We start from the raw sequence: 25,020 nt of genomic DNA, 5'->3' as shown, positions 1-25,020 counted from the left end.
CGACCTTTCCTGTTCAGGCGAAGCGGCCGCGGCGGGCGGCGGCGCTGTCTTCGCGATGCGGTTCGGAGCGCGGCTGGGCGCGCTCGGCGGCGGTTTCGATGAGGTGGGCGGGGTCGTGCGCCGGCGCGCGGCCCTGGCCCTGCGACTGACGGCCGGTCTCGCCCGGGGTGCAGGTCACTTCGGCGCCGGCGACGCGGATGCCCTGCTGGCGCAGCTCTTCGACGAGCTTGCCCTGCGCGGCATGGACGACCGTCGCGGTCGCCTCGTGCTGGGTGTCGAGCTTCACCGACACGCCCGCCGCATCGCTCGTCATCGCAACGTCGAGGCGGCCGAGGTGGCGCGGCATCAGGCGAAAGCTGATGTCGCCGCTGTCGGATTTCGTTGCCGCGATGTCCGAGGCGAGCTGCGCGATCCACGCATCGTCGGAGCCCATGTCGAGCACGCGCTCGGCGACGGGCGCGGCGCTGGCGGCTGCGGCGACCACGGCAGCTCCGTGCGCGGCCAGCTGCGCGAACAGCACGGTCATCGAGGCGCCGGCGTCGGGGGTGGCCTTGCCGGGCTTCGGCTCGGCGACGACCGGTGAGGCGGGCTCGGCCGCCCGCGCCGTGGCTGCGGTCGTCGCAATCGGTGGCGTGTCGCCGGGCTTCGCTGCGGGCGCGGCGGTGGGCTTGGCATGGGGTGAAACGGGTGCGGCGAGCAGCGGCGGCAAAGCCGCAGCATCGACCGGCAGGTCGATGGCGTCGAGCACGGCGGAGGCGTCCTCGCTGTCGCCTTCCTCCCTGGGCGTGTCGACTGCCGAGCCGGGTTTCGGCGCCGCGGCACCTTGGGTCCCGGACAGGATGACGGCGGGCTGGGCAGTGGCAAAGCTGCCGTTCAGCGCGGCGAGCAGCGTCGCCGCCGCAGTCGCTCCGGGTGCGGCAGGGGCTGGCTGGCCGTCGGTCGGCGCGACGTCGGCATCGGGCGCGTCGGTGGCCGGCGCTGCGACGATCGCGGCATCGAGTGCGGGGGCGCTGACCGCCGGCGCCGCAGCGTGGAGCGGCCGATCGGCGGGAAGCCCGGCGAACAGTTGCTCGAAGCCGCCGTCGGATCCACCCGCCCGCCCGCCGCCGAGCGCGGCGAGGATCGAGGCGATTCCCGCCTGCGCGGGTGCCTGGGGCAGCGCGTTCATCATGCGACGCCGCCGTCGATCAGGCGCAGCTGCATGCCGCCGCGCACGCGATGCGGGCGGTTGGCGTCGGTGCGGCGTTCGAGTTCCTGTTCGGCCGATTTGCGGCCGCGTTCATAGAGGCGCACCGCCGATTCTTCCTTCGCCATCGCGCGCTGCGCGAGCGCCCCCATCTGGTCGCGGCGGGCGCTGGCGTGGGTCAGCGGTGCGGTCAGATTTTCCTTTGCGACGTCGAGCCGCATCGCGAGTTCGCCGACCGAATTGAGTGCGCGGCCGGCGACCGCGCCCTTGGCCATCGCCAGGTCGACGCGCAGCGTCTCGAGCCGCTTCGCGAGCTCGACCAGATTGGCGAGCTCGCCATTGGCGCGCGCCAGATTGGCCTCCGCCATCTGATGTTCGACGGAACGCACGCGAATGATCCGTTTGCGGCGTGCGGTGCGGGTGGTCATGCAGGATATCCTTCGATGAGAGACTGGCGGGAGGTTTCGAAATCGACCTGCGTTCCGGCAGGCTGGGTGACGAAGGCGAGCTGGTCGGCGTGCCGCGCGATCGCTTCGTCGAGCACCGGATCGCCGCCGGCGACGTAGGCGCCCATCAGCATCAGGTCGCGATTCTCTTCATAAGCCGACCACAGCTGGCGAAAGCGCGCGGCGGCGGCGAGGTGCGGGGCCTCGACCGAATCGGCCATGGTGCGCGACAGCGATCGCGCGACGTCGATCGCGGGATAGACGCCCTGCTCGGCAAGCTGGCGCGACAGGATGATATGCCCGTCGACGATCGCGCGCGCCGAATCGACGACCGGATCGTCGATGTCGCCGCCGTCGGCGAGCACGGTGTAGAGCGCGGTGACCGATCCGCCGGTCTCGCGGTCGATCCCGGCGCGCTCGCAGAGCGAGGGGATGAGCGCGAAGACCGACGGCGGATAGCCTTTCATCGTCGGCGGCTCGCCCAGCGTCAGCCCGATCTCGCGCTGCGCATGCGCGACGCGGGTCAGGCTGTCGATCAGCAGCAGCACCTTCTTGCCTTCGTGGCGAAAGGCCTCGGCGATCGCGGTCGCGCGCATCGCGGCGCGCAGGCGAAGCAAAGGGGGGTGGTCGGCGGGCACCGCGACGACGACCGATTTCTTGCGCACCGCGGGGGGCAGCTTGGTCTCGACGAAATCGCTGACCTCGCGGCTGCGCTCGCCGATCAGCCCGACGACGATGACGTCGCATTCGGTGCCCGCGATCATCTGGCCCATCAGCACCGACTTGCCGACGCCCGATCCGGCGACGATCGCGACGCGCTGGCCCTCACCGACGGTGAGCAGCCCGTTGATCGCGCGCACCCCCATGTTGAGCGGGCGGGTGACACGGCCGCGGCGCAGCGGATTGACCTTGCGCCCCGCGAGCGGCCATAGGAACTGCGACTTGACCGGCGGGCGGCCGTCGAGCGGATTGCCCTGCGCGTCGACGATGCGACCGAGCAGCGCCTTGCCGACCGGAACCATGCTCGACGCGCCGTGCGGCTCGACCGGCGCGCCGGTGACGAGCGGCTGATTGGTGTCGAAGGGCAGGACGAGGCTGCGGTGGCCGCGAAAGCCGACAATCTCGCCGTTCACATAATCGCCGCCCGCCGACTTGATGCGGACATTGCTGCCGAGCGGCTGGGGAAAGCCCGAGACTTCGAGCATGATCCCCTCGTGCGCGACGAGCGTGCCGATGCGGCGCGGGCTTGCCTTGGCGAGGTCGATCGGCGCGAGCAGCTGCTGCGCGGTCATGGCGAGGCGGCGCGTCATGCGGGCTCTTCCTCGCGGCCGAGCGCGGCGCGCAACTCGTCGAGATAGACCGATCGGCCATGCTCGATCCAGCCGGCGGAGGTTTCGATGCGGACGGTGCCGCGCATCATCGACGCGTCGGCCTCGACCGGCAGCGTCAGCGGGCTGCCCGTCAGCAGCGCGGCGTCGTCGGGGTGGACCCACAGGGTGCGCGCCTTGTCGCATTCGGCGATCATCGTCGCGGCGGTTTCGGCCTGCGCCGCGAGCCAGACGGCGTCGATCGGCGCCGCGGCGACGATCTGGCGGACGAGCCGCTCGACCGTTTCGGCGATCATCTGCGCGAGCTCCTCGCTCGGCTCGTCCTGCAGCGCCTCGGCCGCGGCGACGAGCGCGAGCAGCTGGTGGCGCTCGGCGGCGAAGCCGCTCTCGGCGAGGCGCTGACCCTCGGCTAGGCCGAGCGCGAACGGATCCTGCGCGGGTTCGCCCGCTTCGGGCTCGCCGGCGTCGGGCCGCGCTTCGGGTGCCGGTGCCGCGGGCTCGAACGAGCGCGGGCGGAAGCCGCCGGTGCGCGCCATGGCGGCGGTCAGCGCGATCGGCGCGAAGCCGGTTTCGATGCTGTGGTCAGACATAGTCGTCGGCTCCGCCCGCGATCACGATTTCGCCCGCCGCCGCCATCTGGCGCACAACCTGCATGATGCTCTTCTGCGCGTCGTCGACGTCGGCGCGCTTGACCATCGTCATTTCGGCCATCTCGTCGCGGATCGTTTCCGAGGCGCGCTGCGACATGGTGGAAAGGCAGAGGTCGGCCATCGTCTCGTCGGCGCCCTTGAGCGCAACCGCGAGCAGCGCTGCGTCGACCGAGCGCAGCACGGTGCCGAGGCTGCGCAGGTCGAGGTCGCGCAGATTGTCAAAGACGAACATTTCCTCCTCGATCGTCTGGGCGAGCTGGCGGTCGTGCTTCTTGAGCGCGCGGATCGTCCGTTCGGACAGGTGGCGCGGCATCACCTTCATGATCTTGGCGACGTCGCTCGGGCCGCCGATCGGCTGCTTGGCGACGCGCTGGCCGCCGATATTGGCGGCGGCGAGCACCGCTTCGAGATCCTCGATCGCGGCGGCGGGAACCGCGTTCAGCATCGCCGCGCGCAGCACCAGGTCGGCCTGCAGTCCCTCGTCGAGCGTCTCGATCGCGCGCGCGGCGACATCGGGGACGAGCACCGACAGGATCAGCGCGCCGACCTGCGGATGTTCGCTCGCGAGCAGCGCGCTGATCGCCTCGACATCCATCCAGCGCAGCATTTCGAGCGACGCAGCGCTCGACTGCGGCGCGACCGCGGCGAGGATATTGTCGGCGCGGACATTGCCGACCGCCTGGTTGATCACGGTGCGGATGCGCGTGTCGGCGCCGACCGCGAGCGCGCTGACCGAGCGGCTGCGCGTCACGAAGCGATCGAGCGCCTGGCCGATCTGGGTTTCGGTCGCGCTCGCGGTGTCGAACATCGCCTTGGCGAGCTGGCGGACCTCGTCGGGATCGAGATGCTTGAGGATCGTCGCCGCTTCGCTTTCGTCGAGCAGCATCAACAGGATCGCGGCGGCGGCCGAGCCGTCGACCGGCTGGGCCGGGGCGACGCCGAGAGCGGGGTCGAGATCAGCCACGGGCGCCCTCCTGCATCAGCTGGCGCACGACCAGCGCGGCGCGGGCCGAATCCTGGCGGACGAAGGCGCGGACCAGATTGGCGCGCGTTTCATAGCTCGGCGCCGCCTCGATCATTTCGAGGGTGATTTCGCGGCCCATGCGGCGGTCGCCGAGCGCCGGCGGCGCATCGGTCGCGGCGAGCAGGCTTTCCTCGAGCGCGGCGTCGCGCTCGGCGCGCGCGGCGGCGCGGGCCTTGGCCGCCTTGATCAGCGGCCGGCCGATGAACAGGAAGGCGAGCAGCGCGGCAAGGATCGCGCCGACCTGCTTGATCAGCGGCAGGAACCAGCCCTGGTCCCAGAAGGCGGGGCTCGCATCCTCGACCTTGGCAAAGGGACGCTGGCCGATCGCGACCAGGTCGCCGCGCGCGGCGTCGAAACCGATCGCGCCCTTCACCAGATTGTCGATCTTGGCGAGGTCGGCCTGACCGAGCGCCTTGGCGCCCTGGTTGAGCGCGACCGCGACCGAGACGCGACGCAGGCGGCCCTGCGGCTGGTGGGTCACCGAAATCTCGCGGCCGACCTCGTAGGAGCGCGCCGCGCGTTCGTTGCTTTCGCTGCCGGATCCCGCGGGGGCCGCACCCGCCGCCGGGGTCTGCGACAGCGTCGTCGCCGGTGGCGGCTGGTTCGACAGCGCGCCCGGAATGCCGACCGCGGGCGGGGTGCCCTGGCCGCTCACCGACTTGGTGATCTGTTCGCTGGTCAGCGCGCGGTCATTCTCGGGAAAGCTCTCGCGCGTCGCCTGGCTTTCGGACATGTCGACGTCGGCGTGGACCTCGACGCTATAATTCCCGGCGCCGAGCATCGGGCCGAGCAGCGTGTCGAGCGCGCGGCGGAAGCGGTCCTCCATCTGCGTCTGGAGCTGGAACGCCTGCATGTCGCCCGACGTCGCGGCGTCGGAGAGCAGCGCGCCGCGCTGGTCGATCACCGACACCTGGTCGGCGTTCATGCCGGGCACCGACGAGGCGACGAGGAAGCGGATCGCCTGCACCTGCCCGTCGGAGAGCGAGCGGCCGTTCTGGAGCGTAAGCATGACCGAGGCGGTCGCCGGCTTGTCCTCGCGGACGAACAGGCTGGGCTCGGCGGCGGCGATGTGGATGCGCGCGGTCTTGACCGCGTCGATCGCCTCGATCGTGCGCGCGAGGTCCGCTTCACGCGCGGCGCGCAGCGTCTCGCCCTCGATCGCGCGGCTCGCGCCCATCGGCAGCGAAGCGATCAGGCTGTCGCCGCTCGGCTGCGCCTTGGGCAGCCCCTGGCCGGCGAGCGCGATGCGCGCCTGATACAGCTTGTCGGCGTCGACGGTCAGCGCGCCGGTCACCGGGTCGATCGTGTGGCCGATGCCCTGCGACTGCAGCGCGTCGGCGACCGCCGCCTTGTCGCTGTCGCCGAGGCCGGCGAACAGCTGGGTCTGCGGCGCGGACTGGGTCATGAACCAGGCGAGCGCGGCGATGCCGATCGCGGTGGTGGTGGCGATGGCGGGCAGGGCGCGCTGGACCGCGGGCTGGCGGACGAACTGGCGCAGCGGCTCCATCCGGCCGGCAAAGGCGGGGGCGGGCAGGCGGTGGGCGTCGGGGACCGGCGCGAGGATCTGGGTGTCGGCCATCGATTACACCGGCATGTTCATGATGTCGCGGTAGGCGGAGAGCAGCTTGTTGCGTACCTGCAGCGTCGTCTCGAAGCCGAGCGAGGCCTTCTGCCGCTCGATCATCACGCTGACGATGTCGTGGGTGTCGCCGCGCTCATAGGCTTCGCTGAGTTCGCTGGCGCGGCCCTGCTGGGCATTGACCTGCTGCAGCGCGGCCGAGATCGCCGATCCGAAATCGGGCGTTTCGCCGCCGCCTTCGACCCCGCCGGCCGCGGCGCGGCCCGCGGCGCGCTGCAGCGCCTGGTTCTGGCTGAGGATCGAACTGCGCATCTGCAGCAGCCGGCTCTGGTCGATCGTGCTCATCTCTCTCATCCGTCCTGGGCGCGGCGGGTCGCCACGCGCCAAAAGAAGAATGCAAGGCGCATGCCAGAATTTTTAATGTCAGCATTTCAAAGTGATAGATATGGACAAGAGTGTCGAAGAACGCTGTCCGGCAAATTTTTGACGCGCCGGACTTAAGCTACGCCACGCCGTGCCGTTACTGGCTTTCGTGACCGCTCACCGAGCCCTCACGCTACGGGAATGGCCCTTTGGGGGGCTGGAAAGGAAGACCATGACTGTCATCAACACGAATGTGAGCGCGCTTCGCGCCCAGAATAATTCGCGTGTCGCGAACCGCATGCAGTCGCAGGCGATGGAACGCCTGTCGAGCGGCAAGCGGATCAACAGCGCGAAGGACGACGCCGCCGGCCTCGCGATCGCGACCCGCATGGACGCCAACGTCCGCGGCCTCAATCAGGCGGTCCGCAACGCCAACGACGGCATTTCGCTGGCGCAGACCGCCGAAGGCGCGATGGGCAACATTTCGAACATCCTCGTCCGCATGCGCGAACTGGCGGTGCAGGCGTCGAACGGCACGCTCGGCACCGACGACCGCGCCGCGATCCAGACCGAGGTCACCGCGCTGGTCGAACAGATCGGCGATATCGCGACGCGCACGACCTTCAACGGCACCGACCTGCTCAAGGGCGGCGCGTCGATCGACATCCAGACCGGCGTCAACAGCGGCGAGAAGGTGACGATCGCGATCTCCGACCTCCAGGCGACCGCGATCGGCGCGGTGGACGGCACCGGCGCCCTCGTCGCCGGTTCCGCGGTGTCGGACATTGACCTGTCGAACGCGGCCGATGCCTCGACGGCGCTCGGCATTCTCGACGACGCGATCCAGACGGTGGCGACCGAGCGCGCCAATCTGGGTGCGCAGCAGAACCGTCTCGAGGCGACCGTCGACAATCTGACGTCGACCGTCACCAATCTCGCCGACGCCAAGTCGCGCATCGAAGACGCCGATTTCTCGGCCGAATCGACGAAGCTCGCCGCCGCCGGCATCCTGTCGCAGGCATCGACCGCGATGCTCGCCCAGGCGAACCAGAGCCAGCAGGGCGTGATGAACCTGCTGCGCTAAGACGGCAGACCCTATCCGGGCTATATTTGGTTGGTCCCTTTCATAGCCCGGCACGATGCCCCGGTCCCCCACGACCGGGGCATCTTCTTTTGGGGCCGGGATCGCCGCGTTGGCGCGTCGCCATTTTTTTGACGCCCGCCGCTTAAGCCGCGCCGACACCCGCCGTTACTATCTTCGTGAAGCTCACCGAGCCGCACGCCACGGGAATGGCCCAGTGGGGCCGGAAAGGAAGATCATGACTGTCATCAACACGAATGTGAGCGCGCTTCGCGCCCAGAATAATTCGCGTGTCGCGAACCGCATGCAGTCGCAGGCGATGGAACGCCTGTCGAGCGGCAAGCGGATCAACAGCGCGAAGGACGACGCCGCCGGCCTCGCGATCGCGACCCGCATGGACGCCAACGTCCGCGGCCTCAACCAGGCGGTCCGCAACGCCAACGACGGCATTTCGCTGGCGCAGACCGCCGAAGGCGCGATGGGCAACATTTCGAACATCCTCGTCCGCATGCGCGAACTGGCGGTGCAGGCGTCGAACGGCACGCTCGGCACCGACGACCGCGCCGCGATCCAGACCGAAGTCACCGCACTGGTGTCGCAGATCGACGATATCGCGACGCGCACGACCTTCAACGGCACCGACCTGCTCAACGGCACGACCGATCTCGACGGCACCGGCGCGGGCACCGACGTCGGCACCATCGTTTCGATCCAGACGGGCATCAACGACGGCGACACGGTCGACATCGCGATCAAGTCCCTGACCGCCGAGTCGCTGGGCGTCCATGACGGCACCGACCCGATCGACCTGTCGAGCGCGTCGTCCGCCTCGGCGGCGCTGACGACGCTCGACACCGCGATTCAGACGGTGGCGACCGAACGCGCCAATCTGGGTGCGCAGCAGAACCGTCTCGAGGCGACCGTCGACAATCTGACGTCGACCGTCACCAACCTCGCCGACGCCAAGTCGCGCATCGAGGACGCCGACTTCTCGGCCGAATCGACGAAGCTCGCCGCTGCCGGCATCCTGTCGCAGGCGTCGACCGCGATGCTCGCCCAGGCGAACCAGAGCCAGCAGGGCGTGATGAACCTGCTCCGCTAAGACGCGTAAAACTACTGGGCTATATTTGGTTGGTCCCTTTCATAGCCCGGCACGATGCCCCGGTCCCCCACGACCGGGGCATCTTTTCATGGTCATCCGTCATTGCGAGCGAAGCGAAGCAATCCAGAGTAGCGTAAACCGCCCTGGATTGCTTCGCTTCGCTCGCAATGACGTTTCTCGGCCTCAATGAAAGTCCCGCGACTTGGGCAGGATGCGGACGTCGCGCGGGTGGCCGTGGCGCGGCATGGGGCCGCGTGGCGCGGCATCGTCCCCCAGCGCATCGAGCATCGCGGTGCGGTCGGCGACGCGGGTCGCCATCAGGTGGACGACGCCTTCCTTGCTCCGCTGCACCTCGCCTTCGACCAGCATCAGCCGCGACGCCATGACGGCACGCCGATAGCGTTCGAAATGCCGCGCCCACAGCAGCACGTTGACGATGCCGCCCTCATCCTCGAGCGTGATGAAGACCGCATTGCCCTTGCCGGGACGCTGGCGGATCAGCACGACGCCGGCGGTGCGGACGATCAGGCCGTTTTTCGTCGCGGCGGTTTCGCGGCAGCTCAGCACGCCTTCCTTCGCGAAGGCGCGGCGCAGGAACGCCATCGGATGCCCCTTCAGCGACAGCCGCGTCGTCTGATAATCGGTGAGCACATGGTGGGCGAGCGGCGTCGGCGGCAGCTTCGCATCCTCTTCCGCACCGAGTTCGTCCGCGCCGGCGGCGCCGAACAGCGGCAGCACCCCCTGCCGCACCCGCCGCGCCTCCCACAGCGCCGGGCGCCGCTCGGCCCCCATCGAGCGGCAGGCGTCGGCCTCGGCGAGCAGGCGCAGCGCGCGGCTAGGCAGCGCGGCACGGCGCGCCAGCTCCTCGACGCTGGCAAAGGGACGGGTGCGCGCACCGGCGATCGCGTCCGCCCATATCTCGCGAAATCCATCGACCTGCCGGAACCCCAACCGCAGCGCGAGGGTGCCGTCGGCGCGCCGCTCAAGGCTGTTGTCCCACCCGCTCGCATTCACATCGACCCCGCGCACCTCGACCCCGTGGTCGCGCGCGTCGCGGACGAGCTGCGCGGGGGCGTAGAAGCCCATCGGCTGCGAATTGAGGATTCCGCAGGCGAAGACGGCGGGGTGATAATGCTTGATCCACGACGAAACATAGACGAGCCGCGCGAAGGACTGGGCATGGCTTTCGGGAAAGCCATAGCTGCCGAAGCCCTCGATCTGCTTGAAGCAGCGTTCGGCGAATTCCTGCTCATAGCCGCGCCGCACCATGCCGCCGATCATCTTGTCGCGGAAATTGTCGATGGTCCCGACATTGCGGAAGGTCGCCATCGCCCGGCGCAGGCCGTTGGCTTCCTCGGGCGTAAAGTCTGCCGCTACCATCGCCAATTTCATCGCTTGTTCCTGGAACAGCGGGACGCCGCAGGTCTTGCCCAGCACATCGTGCAGTTCGTCGGCGGGATGTGGCGGTGCGGGTCGGGGAAACTCGACCGGCTCCTCTTTGTTCCGCCGCCGTAGATAGGGATGCACCATATCGCCCTCGATCGGACCGGGGCGGACGATCGCAACCTGCACGACAAGATCGTAGAATATTTCCGGCTTGAGGCGGGGCAGCATGTTGATCTGCGCCCGGCTTTCGACCTGGAACACGCCGATGCTGTCGCCTTTCTGGAGCATTTTATAAACGGCTTCGTCGTCGCAATCGATGTCGAGCTCCAGCGTGTGGTCGCCCAGTCCATGTTCGCGCATCAGGTCGTAGCATTTGCGGATGCAGGTCAGCATGCCGAGTGCGAGCACGTCGACCTTCATCAGCCCGAGCGCGTCGATGTCGTCCTTGTCCCATTCGATGAAGGTGCGATCCTCCATCGCGGCATTGTGAATCGGCACCAGCTCGTCGAGCCGCCCTTCGGTCAGCACGAAGCCGCCGACATGCTGCGAGAGATGGCGCGGCGCCTTGAGCAGTTCGCCGACGAAGCGATGCAGACGTTCGATCTCGCCATTATGCGGGTTGAGCCCGGCCTCGACGAGCCGTTCGACCGGCACCTCGTCGCCCCAGCTTCCCCAGCTCGTGTCGGCGAGCCGCGCGGTCACATCCTCGCTGAAGCCGAGCGCCTTGCCGACCTCGCGAATCGTGCTGCGCGGACGGTAGTGGATGACGGTCGCGGCGATCCCCGCGCGGTCGCGACCATAGCGGTCATAGATATGCTGGATCACCTCCTCGCGCCGCTCATGCTCGAAATCGACGTCGATGTCGGGCGGCTCGTCGCGCTCGGCCGACATGAAGCGCGAGAAGAGAAGTTCGTGCTTCATCGGGTCGACCGAGGTGACGCCGAGCAGGAAGCAGACGATCGAATTGGCCGCCGACCCACGCCCCTGACACAATATGGGCGGCTCCTGCGCCCGCGCGAAGCGGACGAGATCGTAAACGGTCAGGAAATAATAGACATAGCTCCGGCGCCGGATCAGCCGCAGCTCGTTCCCGATCAGCGCGCGGACTCTGGGCGGCAGCGGCGTCCCATAGCGTGCCTCCGCCGCCGTCTTCACCAGATGGTGGAGATAGTTGAACGGTTTCCAGCCCGGCGGCACCGGTTCGTGCGGATATTCATAGCGCAGGTCGTCGAGGCGGAAGCAGATTCGCGCCAGCAGCTTCGCGCTTTCCTCGACCGCCTTGGGATAGCCATCGAACAACCGCTTCATCTCCTCGGGGGATTTCAGATGCCGTTCGCCATTGGCACGCAGCAGCCGGCCCGCTTTCTGAACGGTTACCCCCTCGCGGATGCAGGTGATGATGTCGTGGAGCGGGCGCTGCGCGGCGGAGGCATAGAGCGCATCGTTGGTCGCGAGCAGCGGAACGCCGGTCGCCGCCGACAGGCGCAGGCGTTCGGCCAGCCGCCGCGCGTCGCTTCCGGTCCGCGGCATGGTTGCCGCCAGCCACACCGATTTCGGCCGCACCCGCTTGAGCGTGCGGAGCAGCGCCGCGTCGCCGTCCATCGCGATCAGCAACAGATCGCCCGAATGCGCGAGCAGGTCGTCGAGGGTCAGGATGCAGTCGCCCTTCTGCGCGCGCCGATTGCCGGTCGAGAGCAGGCGCGTCAGCCGCCCCCAGCCGTGGCGGCTGACCGGATAGGCGACGATGTCGGGGGTGCCGTCGGCGAAGGCGAGCCGTGCTCCAACCACCAGCCGGAAGCCCTCCACCAGCTTGGGCTTCTTGACCTGCAGATCTTTTAGAAAAGCCCACGCCCGCACCACCCCCGCGACGCTGTTGCGGTCGGCGATGCCGATGCCGCCGAGGCCCAGCGCCATCGCCTCCGCCACCATCGCGGCGGGGTGCGAGGCGCCGCGGAGTAAGCTGTAGTTGGTCGCGGCGACCAGTTCGGCGAAGGCGGGGGGCAGGGCGGGGGTCTCGCTCATGCGAACAGCCCGTGGATATACCAGCGCGGATCGGGCTTCTCCTCGTAGAGTCCGTGGCGGAACAGCCAGTAGCGGCGGCCCTGGACATCCTCGACGCGGTAATAGTCGCGCGTCAGCCCCTTGTTGTCGCGCCGCCGCCACCATTCGGCGGCGATGCGTTCGGGGCCTTCATAGCGGCGCACCGCGTGAAGCGCGCGGCGCCAGCGAAAACGCTGCGGCGAGCCGTCGGGCACCTCGGCGATCACCTCGATCGGCTGCGGCGGATCGAAGAGCCAGAAGGGGCGCAGCGGCGGCTCGCCGGGGTCGGGCGCGGGCCAGGGCTGCGGCGACGGCGCGTCGATCGCGGGGAGTTCGAGCTGCGCCTGTTCGGGAATATGCGTGTCGGCGGGGCGGTATCGGCGCACCCGTCCGCGCCCGAGCCGCGTCGCGAGCCGGTCTGCGAGTTCGTCCATCGCCGGCGCGCGCGCCGCGCCGCCTTCGAGCCTCAGCTGGCTCGCGCCCAACGCTTCGAGCCGCGGCACGGCGAGGCGGATCATGTCGAAGCCGAAACCGGGGTCGATCGGATCGCGCAGCACGTCGATCCGCTCGGCGAAAAGGCGCATGACCAGCGCGGCGTCGCGCGTCGGGGCGCCGGTCTCGACCGCGATCGTGCGCGCCAGCCCGTCGCTGCGGAAGAAGGTGGCGCGGAAATCGCGCCCGCCCTTGCCGCGCCCGGCAAGGGTCTCGATCGCTTCACCCGCGAGTTCGGCGAGCACCCCCATCGCGTGCGGCGTGCTCGCGACGGGCTCGGCGAAGCGGCGCTCGGCGGCGACGGGCGGCGGCGTCAGGCGCGGTGCGAGCGGGCTCGGCGCGTCGCCGAGCAGGCGGCGCAGCGCCTCTGCGGCCTCGGCGCCGAAGCGCGCGGCGAGGCTCGCCATCGGCCTGCTCGCGAGGTCGCCGATCGTCCGGAGCCCCGCGCGGGCGAGCGCGCGCGTCGCCTCGGCATCGAGTTCGAGCGCCGCGACCGGCAGGCGGCGGATCGCCGCCGCCTCGTCGGGGGCGGGCGGTGCCGGATAGCGCGCGAGTGCGCGCGCCGCGTCGGCGGTGGGGCCGAGCGCCGGGCGCACGGTCATGCCCGTCCGCTCGAGCCGCGCCTCGACGTCGGCGGCCAGCGCCGCCTCGCCGCCGAACAGATGGGCGGCGCCGGCGATATCGAGGATCAGCCCGTCGGGCGGGTCGAGCGCGACGAGTGGCGTATAGCGCGCGCAGCCCTGCGCGAGCCGGTTGAGCCAGTCGCGGTCGAGCGCCGGATCGTGCGGCACGACGCGCAGACCCAGCACCTGCGCGCGCGCGTCGGCGAGCGCCATGCCGGGGGCGAGGCCGAGCGTCGCGGCGCGCGTATCGACGGCCGCGAGACGCAGCGCGCCGCGCAGCTTTTCGGCAAAGACGAGCGGGGCGTCAGGCGGCCTAGGCGCCGCGCGACTCCAGCGCTCGGCGGGGAGCCAGGGGAAGAACAGCGCCAGATAGCGCCGCGTCGCGGAAGGCTTGATCGTCACGGTTCCACTCCAGCCGCCAGCGCGCGCCCGCGGGGCCAGCGCGCCAGCGCAGCAATTCGAGATCGAAGGCGGGCGCGCCCGGCGCGTTCGCCTCCAGTTCGCGCGAGGGCGCCGCCGCGATGCGCCAGCGCGTCTCGGCGATGCTCGGCACGGGCTCGGCCCCCAGGCGCAGCAGCAGCAGCACCGTCCCGGCATCGCGCGCGCCGAGCGCGAGCCGCCGCCCCGCGGTCAGATCGAGCGCGGGCAGGCGTCCTCGGCTTTCGACGACCACCGCCGTCGACCCGGGGCAGCGCAGCGCGTCATTCGCGGCGGCGAGCAGCGCCCTGGCATCCCCCGTCTCGACGAGCAGCAGCCGGTCGGGATCGCCGCCGAGCTCGGCGATGCCCGGCGCATAGAGATGCCCGCTCTGCCGCCCGGCGTCGGCGGTGCGCAGCCACAGCAGCGGCGCCGTGCCCCCGCCGCGCAAGGCGAGCAGCGCGACAAAGGCGGCGGCGCTCGCGGCGTCGAGCGAATCGGCGAACATCTCGTGCACCCGCCCCACCGCGAGCCCGCCGCCGAGCGCGGCGTCGAACCCTGCATGCCCGCTCGCCAGCCAGCCGTCGGCGCGCGCGCCGGGCGGTCCGCCGGAAGCGGCGATCCGGGCGACGCGGCGGCGCAGCCCGGCGAGAGGGGAAGACGACTCGCGCATAGCATGTTCTCTATATGTTCTATTAGCGCGCGAGTCCGGTCGCTTGTCAAGCGACGGCGATCATGGGTGCGAGAGCGGGGGTAAAATGAGTTCGCACAAAGACACGAAGCCACAAAGAAGGGGGATTCGCGGCGCAGCCGTAACCCTTCCAAGACAGCGTCTCGATACAGGGCTGCGAATGAATGGCGCCTAACGGCGCGATACAAGCCTCTTTGTGGCTTCGTGTCTTTGTGCGAAACAAAAATCCGTCGCTCGCACCCCGGCGCAAACGCCCAATCAGCACACTAAGGCTGTTCCGCCCCCGCTCCGCTATCACCCCCAAGCGCGCGGAACAGCGCGATTCGGGTCTGCGCGAGCAGAAGCTGGGTCGCGATCTCGCTGCGCCGCGCGGTGTAGAGGCTGCGCTGCGCGTCGAGGCTGGCGAGGAAGCTGTCGACCCCGCCCTTGTAGCGCGCGTCGGTCAGCGTCGCGGTGTCGGCCGCCGCCGCGCTGTTCGCCGCCGCGGCGCGCACCCGCTCGGCGATCGTGCCCTGCACCGCAAGCGCGTCGGCGACCTCGCGGAACGCGGTCTGGATCGCGCCTTCATAGCTCGAAAGCGCCGCGTCGCGCTGCGCCTCGGTCACCGCGACCCCGGCGCGGCGTCCCCCGAAATCGAAGATCGACGCGCTCGCCTCGCCCCCCGCCGACCAGGCGAAAGCGCCGCCGTCGAACAGGCCCGAAAGCGCGTCGCTCGCGAAGCCGAGCAGCCCGGTCAGCGAGATGGTGGGGAACAGCCGCGCGCGCGCGACGCCGATGTCGGCATTGGCGGCGCGGAGCTGATATTCGGCCTCGATCACGTCGGGGCGGCGCAGCAGGATCTGGGAACTCACCCCGGCGGGCAGCGCGACGATTGCGTCCGTGGCTTCGGCCAGGCTTGCGGGCAGCAGCGTGCGGTCGACGTCGCCGCCGACGAGCAGGCGAATGAGATTCTCGTCCTGCGCGAGCGCGCTCGTCTGCGCCGCGATCGAATCCTCTGCGGTCGCGAGAATCTGCTCGGCCTGGCGGAGGTCGGTGCGCGGGGCGATGCCGCCGTCGAGCCGCGCCCTGGTGAGCCGCACATTCTCGCGCGCATTGGCCGCGGTGTCGCGCGCGATCGCCAGCAGGTCGCGATCGGCGCCATAACTGGCCCAGGCGTCGGCGAGATCGGCGATCAGCGCGAGCCGCACCGTGCGCGCCGCCGCCTCGGTCGCGAGCGCGCGGTTGCGCTCGGCCTCGGTTGCGTTGGCGAGGCGCCCGAACAGGTCGAGCTCGAAGCCGGTGACCCCGCCCTGCAGCGAGAAATCGGCGCTGGCGCCGTTTGAGCCGTTCCCGCTGCCGCCGCGATCCGAATAGCCCGCTCCGGCGGTGATGCCGATCGCCGGCAATTGCGCCGATCGCGTCACCCGCACCTGCGCGCGCGCCGCGGCGACATTGGCAAAAGCGGTGCGCAGGTCGCGGTTGTTCGCGAGCGCCTGCTCGATCAGCGACTGCAATCGCGGGTCGGTGAAGACCTGCCCATAGGAAAGGGCCGGCAGCGCCGCCTCGCTCTGCAACAGATAGGCGTCGCCGACCGGCCAGCTTTGCGGCACCGGCGGCGGGGGCAGCACTGTCTTCGGCGCGAGCGAGCAGCCCGCGAGCAGCAGCGGCGCGGCGATCAGAGACAGGCGCGCGCGCGTCATGCCGGCATCTCCTGCGCGTCGCCGCGCTTGCCGAAGCGTTCGCGCAGCGCCGCGACCCCGTCGCGCACCCCGCGCCGCACGAGCACGAAGAAGAGCGGGATGAAGAAGATGGCGAGCAGCGTCGCGGTCAGCATCCCGCCGATCACCGAGGTGCCGATCGCGACGCGGCTGTTCGCCCCCGCTCCGGTCGCGACCGCGAGCGGTAGCACGCCGAAGATGAAGGCGAAGCTCGTCATCAGGATCGGGCGCAGACGGATCTTCGCCGCGGCGATCGCCGCCTCGATCACCCGTTTGCCCTGCCGTTCCTGCTGCTCGGCGAACTCGATCATCAGAATCGCGTTCTTCGCCGCGAGCCCCATCGTCGTCAGAAGGCCGATCTGCAGATAGACGTCGTTCTCGAGCCCGCGCAGGCTGACCGCAAGCACCGCGCCGACGAGCCCCAGCGGGATGACGAGCAGCACCGCGACCGGGATCGACCAGCTTTCGTAAAGCGCCGCGAGGCAGAGGAAGACGACGAGCAGCGACAATCCATAGAGCAGCGGCGCCTGCCCCGACGACAGCCGCTCCTGATAGGAGGAGCCCGCCCAAGCGACGCTGGTGCCGGGGATCTGCGCCGCCATCGCCTCCATCAGGTCCATCGCCTCGCCCGAGCTGGTGCCGGGGGCGGGCTGGCCCGAGATTTCATAGGCGGGAACGCCCTGGAAGCGCGAGGTGCTGCTCGGCGTCGTCGACCAGCCGATCCGCGAAAAGGCCGAGAAGGGCGACATGCCGCCGTCCGACGAGCGGACATACCATTGGCCGAGATCTTCGGGCGCCGCGCGATACGGCGCATCGCCCTGCACATAGACGCGCTTGACGCGCCCCTTGTCGATGAAGTCGTTGACGTAGCGGCCGCCCCACGCGGTCGACAGCGTGTTGTTCACGTCGCTGTTGCTGAGGCCATAGGCGGTCAGCCGCTGGGTATCGATGTCGATCTTCAGCGCCGCGACGTCGGGCAGGTCGCTCAGCCGCACCGATCGCAGCCTGGGATTGGCGTTCGCCATGTCGAGCAGCCGGTCGCGCGCGGCGGCGAAGTCCTCGCGGCTCAGCCCGGCGCGGTTCTGCAATTCCATCGTGAAGCCCGACGTGTCGCCGAGCCCGCGCACCGCGCCGGGGACGAGCGCGAAGATCTGCGCGTCGCGGAGCCCCGACAGCGCCCTGCTGGCGCGCTGGGCGATCGCGTCGGCGGTGTTTTCGGGGCCGGGGCGATCGTCCCAGTCGACCAGGTTGACATAGCCCTGGCCGGCGTTCTGCCCCGACGCTCCGCCGCCGCCGCCGGCCACCAGGAACAGCGCCTGCACATTATTCTTTTCGGCGCTGAGCAGGTAATCTTCGACCGCGTCGCGCACCTCGAACGTGCGCTCCAGCGTCGCGCCCGCGGGCAGGCGGAACTGGATCGCGACGCGGCCCTGATCCTCGTTGGGTAGGAAACCGCCCGGCAGACGGAAGAAGAGCAGCACGAGCAGCGCGACCGCGAGCGCGTAGATCGCGAGGAACAGCCATTTGCGGTCGACGACCTTGGCGACGCTGCCCGCATAGCTGGCGCTGGCGCGGTCGAAGCGCGTGTTGAAGCCATGCTTCGCACGCTCGAACATATCGTGGAGGCGCGGGAAGCGGCGGGTCTCGCCTTCCGCGCCATGCGCCCTGGGCTTGAGCAGCATCGAGGTCAGCGCCGGGCTCAGCACCAGCGCGACGAGCACCGACAGCGCCATCGCCGAGACGATGGTGATCGAGAACTGGCGATAGATGACCCCGGTCGATCCGCCGAAAAAGGCCATCGGCAGGAACACCGCGGAAAGAACGAGACCGATTGCGATGAGCGCGACCTGCAATTCCTGCATCGACCGGATCGTCGCCTCGCGCGCGGTCATGCCGGGGTTTTCCTCCATCAACCGCTCGACATTCTCGACCACGACGATCGCATCGTCGACGAGCAGGCCGATCGCGAGGACGAGCCCGAACAGGGTCAGCGTGTTGACCGAGAAGCCGGCGATATAGAAGATCGCGAAGGTGCCGAGCAGCACCACCGGCACCGCAATCGCGGGAATCAGCGTCGCGCGCCAGCTTTGCAGAAAGACGAACATGACGATGACGACCAGCAGGATCGCCTCGAACAGCGCTTTCTGCACCTCGCTGACCGACAGCTTGATGAAGCTGGTCGAATCATTGGCATAGGCATAGCCCAGCCCTTCGGGCATGTCGGCGGCCAGTTCGTCCATCCGCGCCTTGACCAGCTCGGCGGTCTTCAGCGCATCGGACCCCGGAGACAGCGAGATGGATATGCCGGCGCCCGGATGGCCGTTGACGCGGGTGACGCTCGTATAATTTTCGGCCCCCAGCTCGACGCGCGCGACATCCTTGATCCGCACCGTCGATCCGTCGGGCAGTGTCTTGAGGACGATATTCTCGAATTCTTCGGGCGTCTGCAGCTTTGATTGCGCGGTCACCGTCGCGTTGAGCATCTGGCCCTTGGGCGCGGGCAGCCCGCCGACGTCGCCCGCCGCGATCTCGCTGTTCTGGGCGTTGATCGCGCTGACCACGTCGCCGGGCATCAGCGATACCGCGGCGAGCCGCTGCGGGTTGAGCCAGATGCGCATCGCGTGCGGCGCGCCGAACACATCGACGTCGCCGACTCCGTCGACGCGCGACAGCGGGTCCTGGATGTTCGAGGTCAGATAGTCCGACACGTCCTGGTTCGATCGCGTATCGGTGGTGTCGAACACCGCGACGAGCAGCAGCGTGTCCGAATTGGACTTGCTGACGCGCACCCCGCGGCTCTGCACCTGTTCGGGCAGGCGCGAGAGCGCCGACTGGATCTGGTTCTGCACCTGAACCTGCGCGATATCGGGGTCGGTGCCCTTGGCGAAGATGGCGCGAATGGTCGCCTGCCCGCGCGAGTTCGACTGCGAGCTGAAATAGAGGAGGCCGTCGATCCCGGTCAGTTGCTGTTCGAGCACCTGAGTGACGCTGTTCTCGATCGTCTCGGCCGACGCGCCCGGATAGGTCGCGCGGATATTGACCTGGGTCGGCGCGATGTCCGGATATTGCTCGATCGGCAGCGAGAAAAGCGCGCCGAGCCCGCCCAGCATCACGATGATCGCCAGCACCCAGGCGAAGATCGGGCGGTCGATGAAGATGCGCGACATAGCGGGTTACTTGTCCTTCGCCGCCCGTCCGGCGCCCGCGCCCGCCCGCTGGGCACTGCTCGCCGCGACCGGACGGATCGCCATCCCCGTCTTGAGATTGCCGACCCCTTGCGTGATCACGCGGTCGCCGGCTGCAAGCCCCGCCGAAACGACCCAGTTGGTGCCCGACGTGCGCGTCGTGGTCACCTTGCGCCGCACGACCTTGTTGTCCTTGCCCGCCAGATAGACATAGGCGCTGCCGTCGAAATCGCGCTGCACCGCGGGCTGCGGGATGAGGATCGCGTCGGGCTCGATCGCCTGGTCGAACAGGGCGGTGACGAACATGCCGGGCAGCAGCAACCCCTTGGGATTGGGGAAGCGCGCGCGCAGCGTCACCGTGCCCGTCGCTTCGTTGACCGTCATCTCCGAAAACTGGACGGTGCCCGTGAAACCGTAGTCGCTGCCGTCCTCGAGCTTCAGGCGCACCGCGGTGCTGCCCGGCTGGGTGCCGCCGCCCGCGAGCGACTGGCGGAGTGCGGTGAGCTCGGCGCTCGACTGCTGCATGTCGACATAGATGGGGTCGAGCTGCTGGATCAGCGCTAGCGGTTCGGCCTGGCTCGCGCTGACGAGCGCGCCGGGGGTGGCGAGGCTGCGGCCGATGCGCCCGCCGATCGGTGCGGTGATCGTCGCATAGCGCAGGTTGATCCGCGCGGTTTCGAGCGCCGCGGCATTCTGCGCGACGGCCGCGCGGGCGACCCGCGCCGCGGCGAGCGCGTCGGTATAATCCTGCTCGGCGATCGCCTGCATCTTCGCGAGTGGCTCGAAGCGCTTCGCTTTCTCCTCGGCCGCTGCGGCGCTCGCCCGCGCGCTCGCCAGATTGGCCTCGGCCTGATCGACCGCCGCGCGATAGAGGCTCGCGTCGATCTGGTAGAGCGGCTGGCCCGCGCGCACGACGCCGCCCTCGGTGAACAGGCGGCGGCGGATCAGCCCGCTGACCTGCGGGCGCACTTCGCTGGTCTCGAAGGCGACGGTGCGGCCGCCGAGCTCGGTGGTGATCGGAACCGCCGACGCCGCGGCGACGACATAGCCGACTTCGGGGGCACCGCGGTCGCGTCCGTTCCGGTCGTCCTTGTTCGCGCAGGCGCTCAGCGACAGCATCGCGGCGCACAGGGCTCCGGTCAGGAGCAGCGGCCTCTTGTTGGGCATAGTCGATGTATCTCGTGTCGATCCGCGGGGAGGAACGGAGGATTGGGCTCTTATTCACCGCATCGGGCCGCTACTGGCAAGCGGATTAGCCTTTTTGCGACAAATTACGACAAATTTCCGTGTCGGGGGCCTGGCTCACCCCCAAGCATTGACACCGGTTACCATTACCGGTAGCCAGATGCCAGCTCCATTATCCAGCACAAGGACGCCGATCATGTTCGCCAAGACCTATCACGCCACCCATCCCGACATGATGGAGGATGTGTCGAACGACGATCTGCGCGCGCGCTATCTGGTCGCCGGCATGTTCGAGGACGGCCAAATCCACCTCAACTATTCGCACAACGAACGCTTCGTGATCGGCGGCGCGGTGCCGAAGGGCGGGGCGCTGACGCTCCCCGCGCAGAGCGAGCCCGCGTCGGCGGCGGGGCATCCCTTCCTCGAACGGCGCGAGATGGCGGCGGTCAACATCGGCAGCGACGGCGCGATCAGCGTCGACGGCCAACGCTTCGAGATGAAGAACAAGGAATGCCTCTATATCCCGATGGGGTCGAAGGAGGTGACCTTCGAGGGCGACGGCGCGCGCTTCTATCTCGCCTCGCTTCCGGCGCATAAAATATGCCCGATCAAGCATGTCACCCTCGACCAGGCGAACCCGCTCGCGCGCGGCGACCTCGCCAATTCGAACCAGCGGACGATCTATCAGCTCGTCATTCCGGGCGTGTGCGAAAGCGCGCAGCTGCTGCTCGGCCTGACCGTGCTCGAAGAGGGGAGCGTTTGGAACACCATGCCCCCGCACCTCCACGACCGGCGCAGCGAAATCTATCTCTATTTCGATCTGCCCGAGGAAAACGACCGCATCTTCCATTATATGGGCGAGCCCGACAGCATGCGGCACATCGTGATCGCGAACGAGGAAGCGGTAATCAGCCCGCCCTGGTCGATCCACATGGGTTCGGGGACCAAGAAATACGCCTTCATCTGGGCGATGGGCGGCGAAAATCTCGACTATACCGACATGAACGTCCTCGACATCTGCCAATTGAAGTAAGGACTGTTCCTGTCTTCATCGTCACCCTGAAACAAGCTCAGCATGACATTGGATTAAGATAACGATGCGAATGTTCGACCTCACAGGAAAAGCCGCGCTCGTCACCGGCGCCAACACCGGCATCGGCCAGGGCATCGCGCTCGCGCTCGCCGAAGCGGGGGCGGATATCGCGGCCGCCGGCCGCTCGCCCGCCGACGAGACCGTCGAAAAGGTCCGCGCTCTCGGCCGCAAGGCCGCCAATTTCAGCGCCGACCTGTCGGGCGTCGCCGCGGTGCAGCCGCTCGTCGACGCGGCGCTCGCCGAGTTCGGCCGCATCGACATCCTCGTCAACAACGCCGGCATCATCCGCCGCGCCGACGCGGTCGACTTCACCGAAGCCGATTGGGACGCGGTGATGGACACCAATTTGAAAACGCTCTTTTTCCTCTGCCAGGCGGTGGGCAAGCATATGATCGCGCGCGGTTCGGGCAAGATCATCAACATCGCCTCGATGCTGACCTTCCAGGGCGGCATCCGCGTGCCGAGCTACACCGCGTCGAAATCGGGCGTCGGCGGGCTCACCAAGCTGCTCGCGAACGAATGGGCGGCGAAGGGGGTGCAGGTCAACGCAATCGCGCCCGGCTATATCGCGACGAACAACACCGCCGCGCTGCAGGGCGACGAAGCGCGCAACCGCCAGATCGTCGAGCGTATTCCCGCCGGGCGCTGGGGCGACCCCGCCGACATCGGCGGCGCTGCGGTCTTCCTCGCCTCATCGGCGTCGGACTATGTCCAGGGCCATATCCTCGCCGTCGACGGCGGCTGGCTCGCGCGATAACGAAGAGGCGCCTCAAAATTTCCGTTCGCCCTGAGCTTGTCGAAGGGCTGTCCTTATCTTGAATGGCCGGAAGGAAGAAAGAACGGTGCTTCGACAAGCTCAGCGCGAACGGATTTGGGGAGGGACGCTGCGATGACCGGCCGCCTCGTCTTCTTCGGCGAATTGCTGATCCGCCTGACCGCGCCGGGCAACGAGCTGCTCATGCAGTCGCCGGCGCTCGCGCTGCATGTCGGGGGGGCGGAGGCGAATGTCGCGATCGGGCTTGCGCATCTCGGCCACGACTGCGCGATGGTGAGCAAGATTCCTTCGAATGCACTGGGTCGCGGTGCAGTGACGGCGGTGCGCGGCGCAAATGTCGATTGCACCGCCGTCACCCTCCATCCGGGTCGGATGGGCCTCTATTTCCTGAGCGTCGGCGCCGGCCTGCGCGCATCGGAAATCGTCTACGACCGCGCGGGGTCGAGCTTCGCAGCGAGCGGGGCCGAGGATTATGACTTCGACCGACTGCTGGGCGGTGCGCGCCTGCTCCACCTGTCGGGCATCACCCCCGCACTCGGGCCGCGCTCGGCCGCGGCGGCGCTCGCCGCGGCGCGCGCGGCGAAGCGGCTCGGGGTGCCGGTCAGCTTCGACGGCAATTACCGCGCGATGCTGTGGGAGGCGTGGGACAGCGACCCGCGCGCCATCCTGTCCGAACTGATCGGCACCGCCGACATCCTCTTTGGCAACCACCGCGACCTGTCGCTGGTGCTCGGCCGGCCGTTCAGCGGCGAGGGTGAGGACCGGCGGCGCGAGGCGGCCGAGGCGGGCTTCGCCGCCTTTCCCGGCCTCCGGATCATCGCCTCTACCGCGCGCCACACGCTGACCGCCGACCATCATCGCATCGCGGCGCGCGTCGACCTGCGCAGCGGTGCGCACCAGACCGGCGAGGTCGACGTCACCGGTATCGTCGACCGTATCGGCGCCGGCGACGCCTTCGCCGCCGGGGTGCTCCACGCGCATCTGACCGGTGGCGATGCGAAGACGATGGCCGAAACCGGCCTCGCGCTCACCTGCCTCAAGCACTCGCTGCCGGGCGACGCAAGCCGCTTCGGGCAGGCCGACATCGACGCCTTCCACGGCGGCGGGCTCGATGTCCGCCGCTGAGGGCGTCAGCCGCCGCGCGCTGCTCGGCGGCGCACTGGCTCTCGGCCTGGCCGGGCCGGTTCGGTCAGCCCGCGCGCGGGTGGGCGACGACCTCCTTCTCCAGGTCGCGGCACCCGATGGTACTTATCGAAGCCAATTTTATAACGGAACGCCTCCTTCCCATCGCTTCGCGGGAATTCGGTACGGCCGCGCCGCGCGTTTCGGCCGGCCGGTTCCGGTTCGTGCGGCGGAGCAGATGCCGGACGCCGTTTTCGGCCCTGCCTGTCCCCAGCGCGGCGACCGCTACCAGCCGCAATCCGAGGACTGCCTGTTCCTCAACGTCTGGACGCCGTCCCCGCGCGCCGACGCGAAGCGCCCCGTCATGGTCTATTTCCACGGCGGCGCCTATTCGACCGGCAGCGTCACCGACCCCATCAACGACGGCGCGCACCTCGCTGCGCGCGGCGATGTCGTGGTGGTCACCGTCAACCACCGGCTCAACACGCTCGGCTATCTCTATCTCGCGCGGCTCGACCCGCGCTTCCCCGACAGCGGCAATGCGGGGCAGCTCGACCTGATCCTCGCGCTCCAATGGATCCGGCGCAACATCGCGGCCTTCGGGGGCGATCCGGGCAATATCACCCTGTTCGGCCAGTCGGGCGGCGGCGCGAAGATCGCGACGCTGATGGCGATGCCCGGGGCCGAGGGGCTGTTCCACAAGGCGATCACGATGAGCGGGCAGCAGGTCACCGCCTCGGGCCCGCTCAACGCCACGCGGCGCGCCGAGGCGTTTCTCGCGGCGCTCGGCAAAGACGTCGACCCCGCGACCGCGCCGGTCGAGCAGCTGATCGCGGCGCTCTCCGCGACCGACCCGATCCTCGGCGGCGGCGTCTATATGGGGCCGGTGCTCGATATGAAGCACCTGATGCGCCATCCTTTCTGGCCCGATGCCGCGCCGCAGTCGCTCGGCATCCCGATGATGCTCGGCAATGCGGTGATGGAAACGCGCGCCTTCTACGCGCCCGACGGCAAGCAGCTGCGCGGCCTTTCCTACGACAATCTCGCGGCACGGATCGCGCCCGAGATGCGGGTCGATATCCATCCTGAATGGACCGTGGCGCAGTTCCGCGCCCGCTATCCCGCCGCGCCGCCGCTCGAGTTGTTCCACCGCATCGTCACCGCGGCGCGCAGCTGGCGCGGGCAGGTCGAAGAGGCCGAGGCGCGGGCGCGGGCAGGGGTGCCCGCCTTCGTCTACCAGCTAGATTTCGAGGAAGCGAAGCACACCGACGACATCGGCCTCAGCTTCGGCACCATCCCGAACCCGACGCCCGCGCAGCAGGTGATGAGCGATGTCGTAATGGACGCCTTCGTCCGCTTCGCGCGCACCGGCTATCCGGGCTGGCCGGCCTATGATCTCGCGAAGCGACAGACGATGATTTTCGATGCCGAGAGCCGCGTCGAGAATGATCCGCGCCGCTGGGAGCGCGAGCTGTTTGCGCGGGTGCCCTATATTCAGCCGGGCAGCTGACGAGCTTCGCTATCACCTTAGCGTCATCCCGGCGAAGGCCGGGAT

19 protein-coding genes are annotated in these 25,020 nt (G+C 69.0%); 6 read left to right on the top strand and 13 right to left on the bottom strand.

Going from position 1 to position 25,020, the window contains the following annotated elements; all coding sequences use genetic code 11:
• Positions 1-13: 13 nt before the first annotated feature.
• The 7 genes from ACOTSS_RS17200 to fliE are packed head-to-tail and all read right to left on the bottom strand — an operon-like array spanning position 14 to position 6,558.
• Positions 14-1,168, bottom strand: a complete 1,155-nt coding sequence (locus tag ACOTSS_RS17200; RefSeq protein ID WP_448689202.1) for a flagellar hook-length control protein FliK — start codon at positions 1,166-1,168, stop codon at positions 14-16.
• The gene (locus tag ACOTSS_RS17195; protein WP_448689201.1) at positions 1,168-1,614 is read right to left on the bottom strand and encodes a hypothetical protein; all 447 of its coding nucleotides are present in this window, start codon (positions 1,612-1,614) and stop codon (positions 1,168-1,170) included. Before ACOTSS_RS17195 ends, ACOTSS_RS17200 begins: the two co-directional genes overlap by 1 nt.
• Positions 1,611-2,942 carry a FliI/YscN family ATPase gene (locus tag ACOTSS_RS17190; RefSeq protein ID WP_448689200.1) on the bottom strand — a complete coding sequence of 444 codons (1,332 nt, stop codon included), beginning with the start codon at positions 2,940-2,942 and terminating at the stop codon, positions 1,611-1,613. Before ACOTSS_RS17190 ends, ACOTSS_RS17195 begins: the two co-directional genes overlap by 4 nt.
• The gene (locus tag ACOTSS_RS17185; RefSeq protein ID WP_448689199.1) at positions 2,939-3,550 is read right to left on the bottom strand and encodes a FliH/SctL family protein; all 612 of its coding nucleotides are present in this window, start codon (positions 3,548-3,550) and stop codon (positions 2,939-2,941) included. Before ACOTSS_RS17185 ends, ACOTSS_RS17190 begins: the two co-directional genes overlap by 4 nt.
• Complete coding sequence (fliG, locus tag ACOTSS_RS17180; protein ID WP_448689198.1) at positions 3,543-4,574, bottom strand: flagellar motor switch protein FliG; 1,032 nt, start codon at positions 4,572-4,574, stop codon at positions 3,543-3,545. Before fliG ends, ACOTSS_RS17185 begins: the two co-directional genes overlap by 8 nt.
• Positions 4,567-6,213 (bottom strand): flagellar basal-body MS-ring/collar protein FliF, encoded by a 1,647-nt coding sequence (fliF, locus tag ACOTSS_RS17175; RefSeq protein ID WP_448689197.1) that lies wholly within the window; start codon positions 6,211-6,213, stop codon positions 4,567-4,569. Before fliF ends, fliG begins: the two co-directional genes overlap by 8 nt.
• Positions 6,214-6,216: 3 nt before the next feature.
• The gene (gene fliE / locus ACOTSS_RS17170; protein WP_095386629.1) at positions 6,217-6,558 is read right to left on the bottom strand and encodes a flagellar hook-basal body complex protein FliE; all 342 of its coding nucleotides are present in this window, start codon (positions 6,556-6,558) and stop codon (positions 6,217-6,219) included.
• Between the two features lie 250 nt (positions 6,559-6,808).
• Here fliE and ACOTSS_RS17165 point away from each other — a divergent pair, with 250 nt between their 5' ends.
• On the top strand, positions 6,809-7,660 hold the full coding sequence (locus ACOTSS_RS17165; RefSeq protein ID WP_448689196.1) for a flagellin N-terminal helical domain-containing protein: 852 nt from the start codon (positions 6,809-6,811) through the stop codon (positions 7,658-7,660).
• A 235-nt stretch (positions 7,661-7,895) separates the two neighbouring features.
• Positions 7,896-8,759 carry a flagellin N-terminal helical domain-containing protein gene (locus ACOTSS_RS17160; protein WP_448689195.1) on the top strand — a complete coding sequence of 288 codons (864 nt, stop codon included), beginning with the start codon at positions 7,896-7,898 and terminating at the stop codon, positions 8,757-8,759.
• 183 nt (positions 8,760-8,942) lie between these two features.
• On the opposite strand, the gene ACOTSS_RS17155 is transcribed toward ACOTSS_RS17160, so the two are convergent.
• The 6 genes from ACOTSS_RS17155 to ACOTSS_RS17130 all read right to left on the bottom strand — a co-directional run bounded on the left by ACOTSS_RS17155 (position 8,943) and on the right by ACOTSS_RS17130 (position 20,457).
• Positions 8,943-12,167 carry an error-prone DNA polymerase gene (locus tag ACOTSS_RS17155; protein WP_448689194.1) on the bottom strand — a complete coding sequence of 1,075 codons (3,225 nt, stop codon included), beginning with the start codon at positions 12,165-12,167 and terminating at the stop codon, positions 8,943-8,945.
• Positions 12,164-13,702 carry a Y-family DNA polymerase gene (locus ACOTSS_RS17150; RefSeq protein ID WP_448689193.1) on the bottom strand — a complete coding sequence of 513 codons (1,539 nt, stop codon included), beginning with the start codon at positions 13,700-13,702 and terminating at the stop codon, positions 12,164-12,166. The genes ACOTSS_RS17155 and ACOTSS_RS17150 overlap by 4 nt, the downstream gene beginning before the upstream one ends.
• Positions 13,614-14,390, bottom strand: coding sequence for an ImuA family protein (locus tag ACOTSS_RS17145; protein WP_448689192.1), 777 nt, complete (start codon positions 14,388-14,390; stop codon positions 13,614-13,616). Before ACOTSS_RS17145 ends, ACOTSS_RS17150 begins: the two co-directional genes overlap by 89 nt.
• A 284-nt stretch (positions 14,391-14,674) precedes the next feature.
• Positions 14,675-16,087 carry an efflux transporter outer membrane subunit gene (locus ACOTSS_RS17140; RefSeq protein ID WP_448689191.1) on the bottom strand — a complete coding sequence of 471 codons (1,413 nt, stop codon included), beginning with the start codon at positions 16,085-16,087 and terminating at the stop codon, positions 14,675-14,677.
• Positions 16,084-19,272 (bottom strand): efflux RND transporter permease subunit, encoded by a 3,189-nt coding sequence (locus ACOTSS_RS17135; RefSeq protein ID WP_448689190.1) that lies wholly within the window; start codon positions 19,270-19,272, stop codon positions 16,084-16,086. The genes ACOTSS_RS17140 and ACOTSS_RS17135 overlap by 4 nt, the downstream gene beginning before the upstream one ends.
• A gap of 6 nt (positions 19,273-19,278) precedes the next feature.
• The gene (locus ACOTSS_RS17130; protein ID WP_448689189.1) at positions 19,279-20,457 is read right to left on the bottom strand and encodes an efflux RND transporter periplasmic adaptor subunit; all 1,179 of its coding nucleotides are present in this window, start codon (positions 20,455-20,457) and stop codon (positions 19,279-19,281) included.
• Between the two features lie 214 nt (positions 20,458-20,671).
• On the opposite strand from ACOTSS_RS17130, the gene kduI reads away from it, so the two are divergent.
• From kduI to ACOTSS_RS17110, 4 genes are all read left to right on the top strand, one after another.
• Complete coding sequence (kduI, locus tag ACOTSS_RS17125) at positions 20,672-21,508, top strand: 5-dehydro-4-deoxy-D-glucuronate isomerase (RefSeq protein WP_448689188.1); 837 nt, start codon at positions 20,672-20,674, stop codon at positions 21,506-21,508.
• Between the two features lie 64 nt (positions 21,509-21,572).
• On the top strand, positions 21,573-22,325 hold the full coding sequence (gene kduD / locus ACOTSS_RS17120) for a 2-dehydro-3-deoxy-D-gluconate 5-dehydrogenase KduD (protein WP_448689187.1): 753 nt from the start codon (positions 21,573-21,575) through the stop codon (positions 22,323-22,325).
• Between the two features lie 132 nt (positions 22,326-22,457).
• Complete coding sequence (locus ACOTSS_RS17115) at positions 22,458-23,468, top strand: sugar kinase (protein ID WP_448689186.1); 1,011 nt, start codon at positions 22,458-22,460, stop codon at positions 23,466-23,468.
• Positions 23,455-24,975: a carboxylesterase/lipase family protein gene (locus ACOTSS_RS17110; RefSeq protein WP_448689185.1), complete on the top strand. Its 1,521-nt coding sequence runs from the start codon at positions 23,455-23,457 to the stop codon at positions 24,973-24,975. The genes ACOTSS_RS17115 and ACOTSS_RS17110 overlap by 14 nt, the downstream gene beginning before the upstream one ends.
• Positions 24,976-25,020: the final 45 nt, after the last annotated feature.

It is taken from the genome of Sphingopyxis sp. NJF-3 (genome assembly GCF_053514865.1).
The sequence above is the reverse complement of the archived record's forward strand: the minus strand, read 5'-3'. Positions and strand labels throughout refer to the sequence as shown.

Coding starts and splice junctions, on each gene's coding strand:
- ACOTSS_RS17200 (WP_448689202.1), bottom strand. CDS start 1,168: ATGAACGCGCTGCCCCAGGCACCCGCGCAGGCGGGAATCGCCTCGATC.
- ACOTSS_RS17195 (WP_448689201.1), bottom strand. CDS start 1,614: ATGACCACCCGCACCGCACGCCGCAAACGGATCATTCGCGTGCGTTCC.
- ACOTSS_RS17190 (WP_448689200.1), bottom strand. CDS start 2,942: ATGACGCGCCGCCTCGCCATGACCGCGCAGCAGCTGCTCGCGCCGATC.
- ACOTSS_RS17185 (WP_448689199.1), bottom strand. CDS start 3,550: ATGTCTGACCACAGCATCGAAACCGGCTTCGCGCCGATCGCGCTGACC.
- fliF (WP_448689197.1), bottom strand. CDS start 6,213: ATGGCCGACACCCAGATCCTCGCGCCGGTCCCCGACGCCCACCGCCTG.
- fliE (WP_095386629.1), bottom strand. CDS start 6,558: ATGAGCACGATCGACCAGAGCCGGCTGCTGCAGATGCGCAGTTCGATC.
- ACOTSS_RS17165 (WP_448689196.1), top strand. CDS start 6,809: ATGACTGTCATCAACACGAATGTGAGCGCGCTTCGCGCCCAGAATAAT.
- ACOTSS_RS17160 (WP_448689195.1), top strand. CDS start 7,896: ATGACTGTCATCAACACGAATGTGAGCGCGCTTCGCGCCCAGAATAAT.
- ACOTSS_RS17155 (WP_448689194.1), bottom strand. CDS start 12,167: ATGAGCGAGACCCCCGCCCTGCCCCCCGCCTTCGCCGAACTGGTCGCC.
- ACOTSS_RS17145 (WP_448689192.1), bottom strand. CDS start 14,390: ATGCGCGAGTCGTCTTCCCCTCTCGCCGGGCTGCGCCGCCGCGTCGCC.
- ACOTSS_RS17140 (WP_448689191.1), bottom strand. CDS start 16,087: ATGACGCGCGCGCGCCTGTCTCTGATCGCCGCGCCGCTGCTGCTCGCG.
- ACOTSS_RS17135 (WP_448689190.1), bottom strand. CDS start 19,272: ATGTCGCGCATCTTCATCGACCGCCCGATCTTCGCCTGGGTGCTGGCG.
- ACOTSS_RS17130 (WP_448689189.1), bottom strand. CDS start 20,457: ATGCCCAACAAGAGGCCGCTGCTCCTGACCGGAGCCCTGTGCGCCGCG.
- kduI (WP_448689188.1), top strand. CDS start 20,672: ATGTTCGCCAAGACCTATCACGCCACCCATCCCGACATGATGGAGGAT.
- kduD (WP_448689187.1), top strand. CDS start 21,573: ATGCGAATGTTCGACCTCACAGGAAAAGCCGCGCTCGTCACCGGCGCC.
- ACOTSS_RS17115 (WP_448689186.1), top strand. CDS start 22,458: ATGACCGGCCGCCTCGTCTTCTTCGGCGAATTGCTGATCCGCCTGACC.
- ACOTSS_RS17110 (WP_448689185.1), top strand. CDS start 23,455: ATGTCCGCCGCTGAGGGCGTCAGCCGCCGCGCGCTGCTCGGCGGCGCA.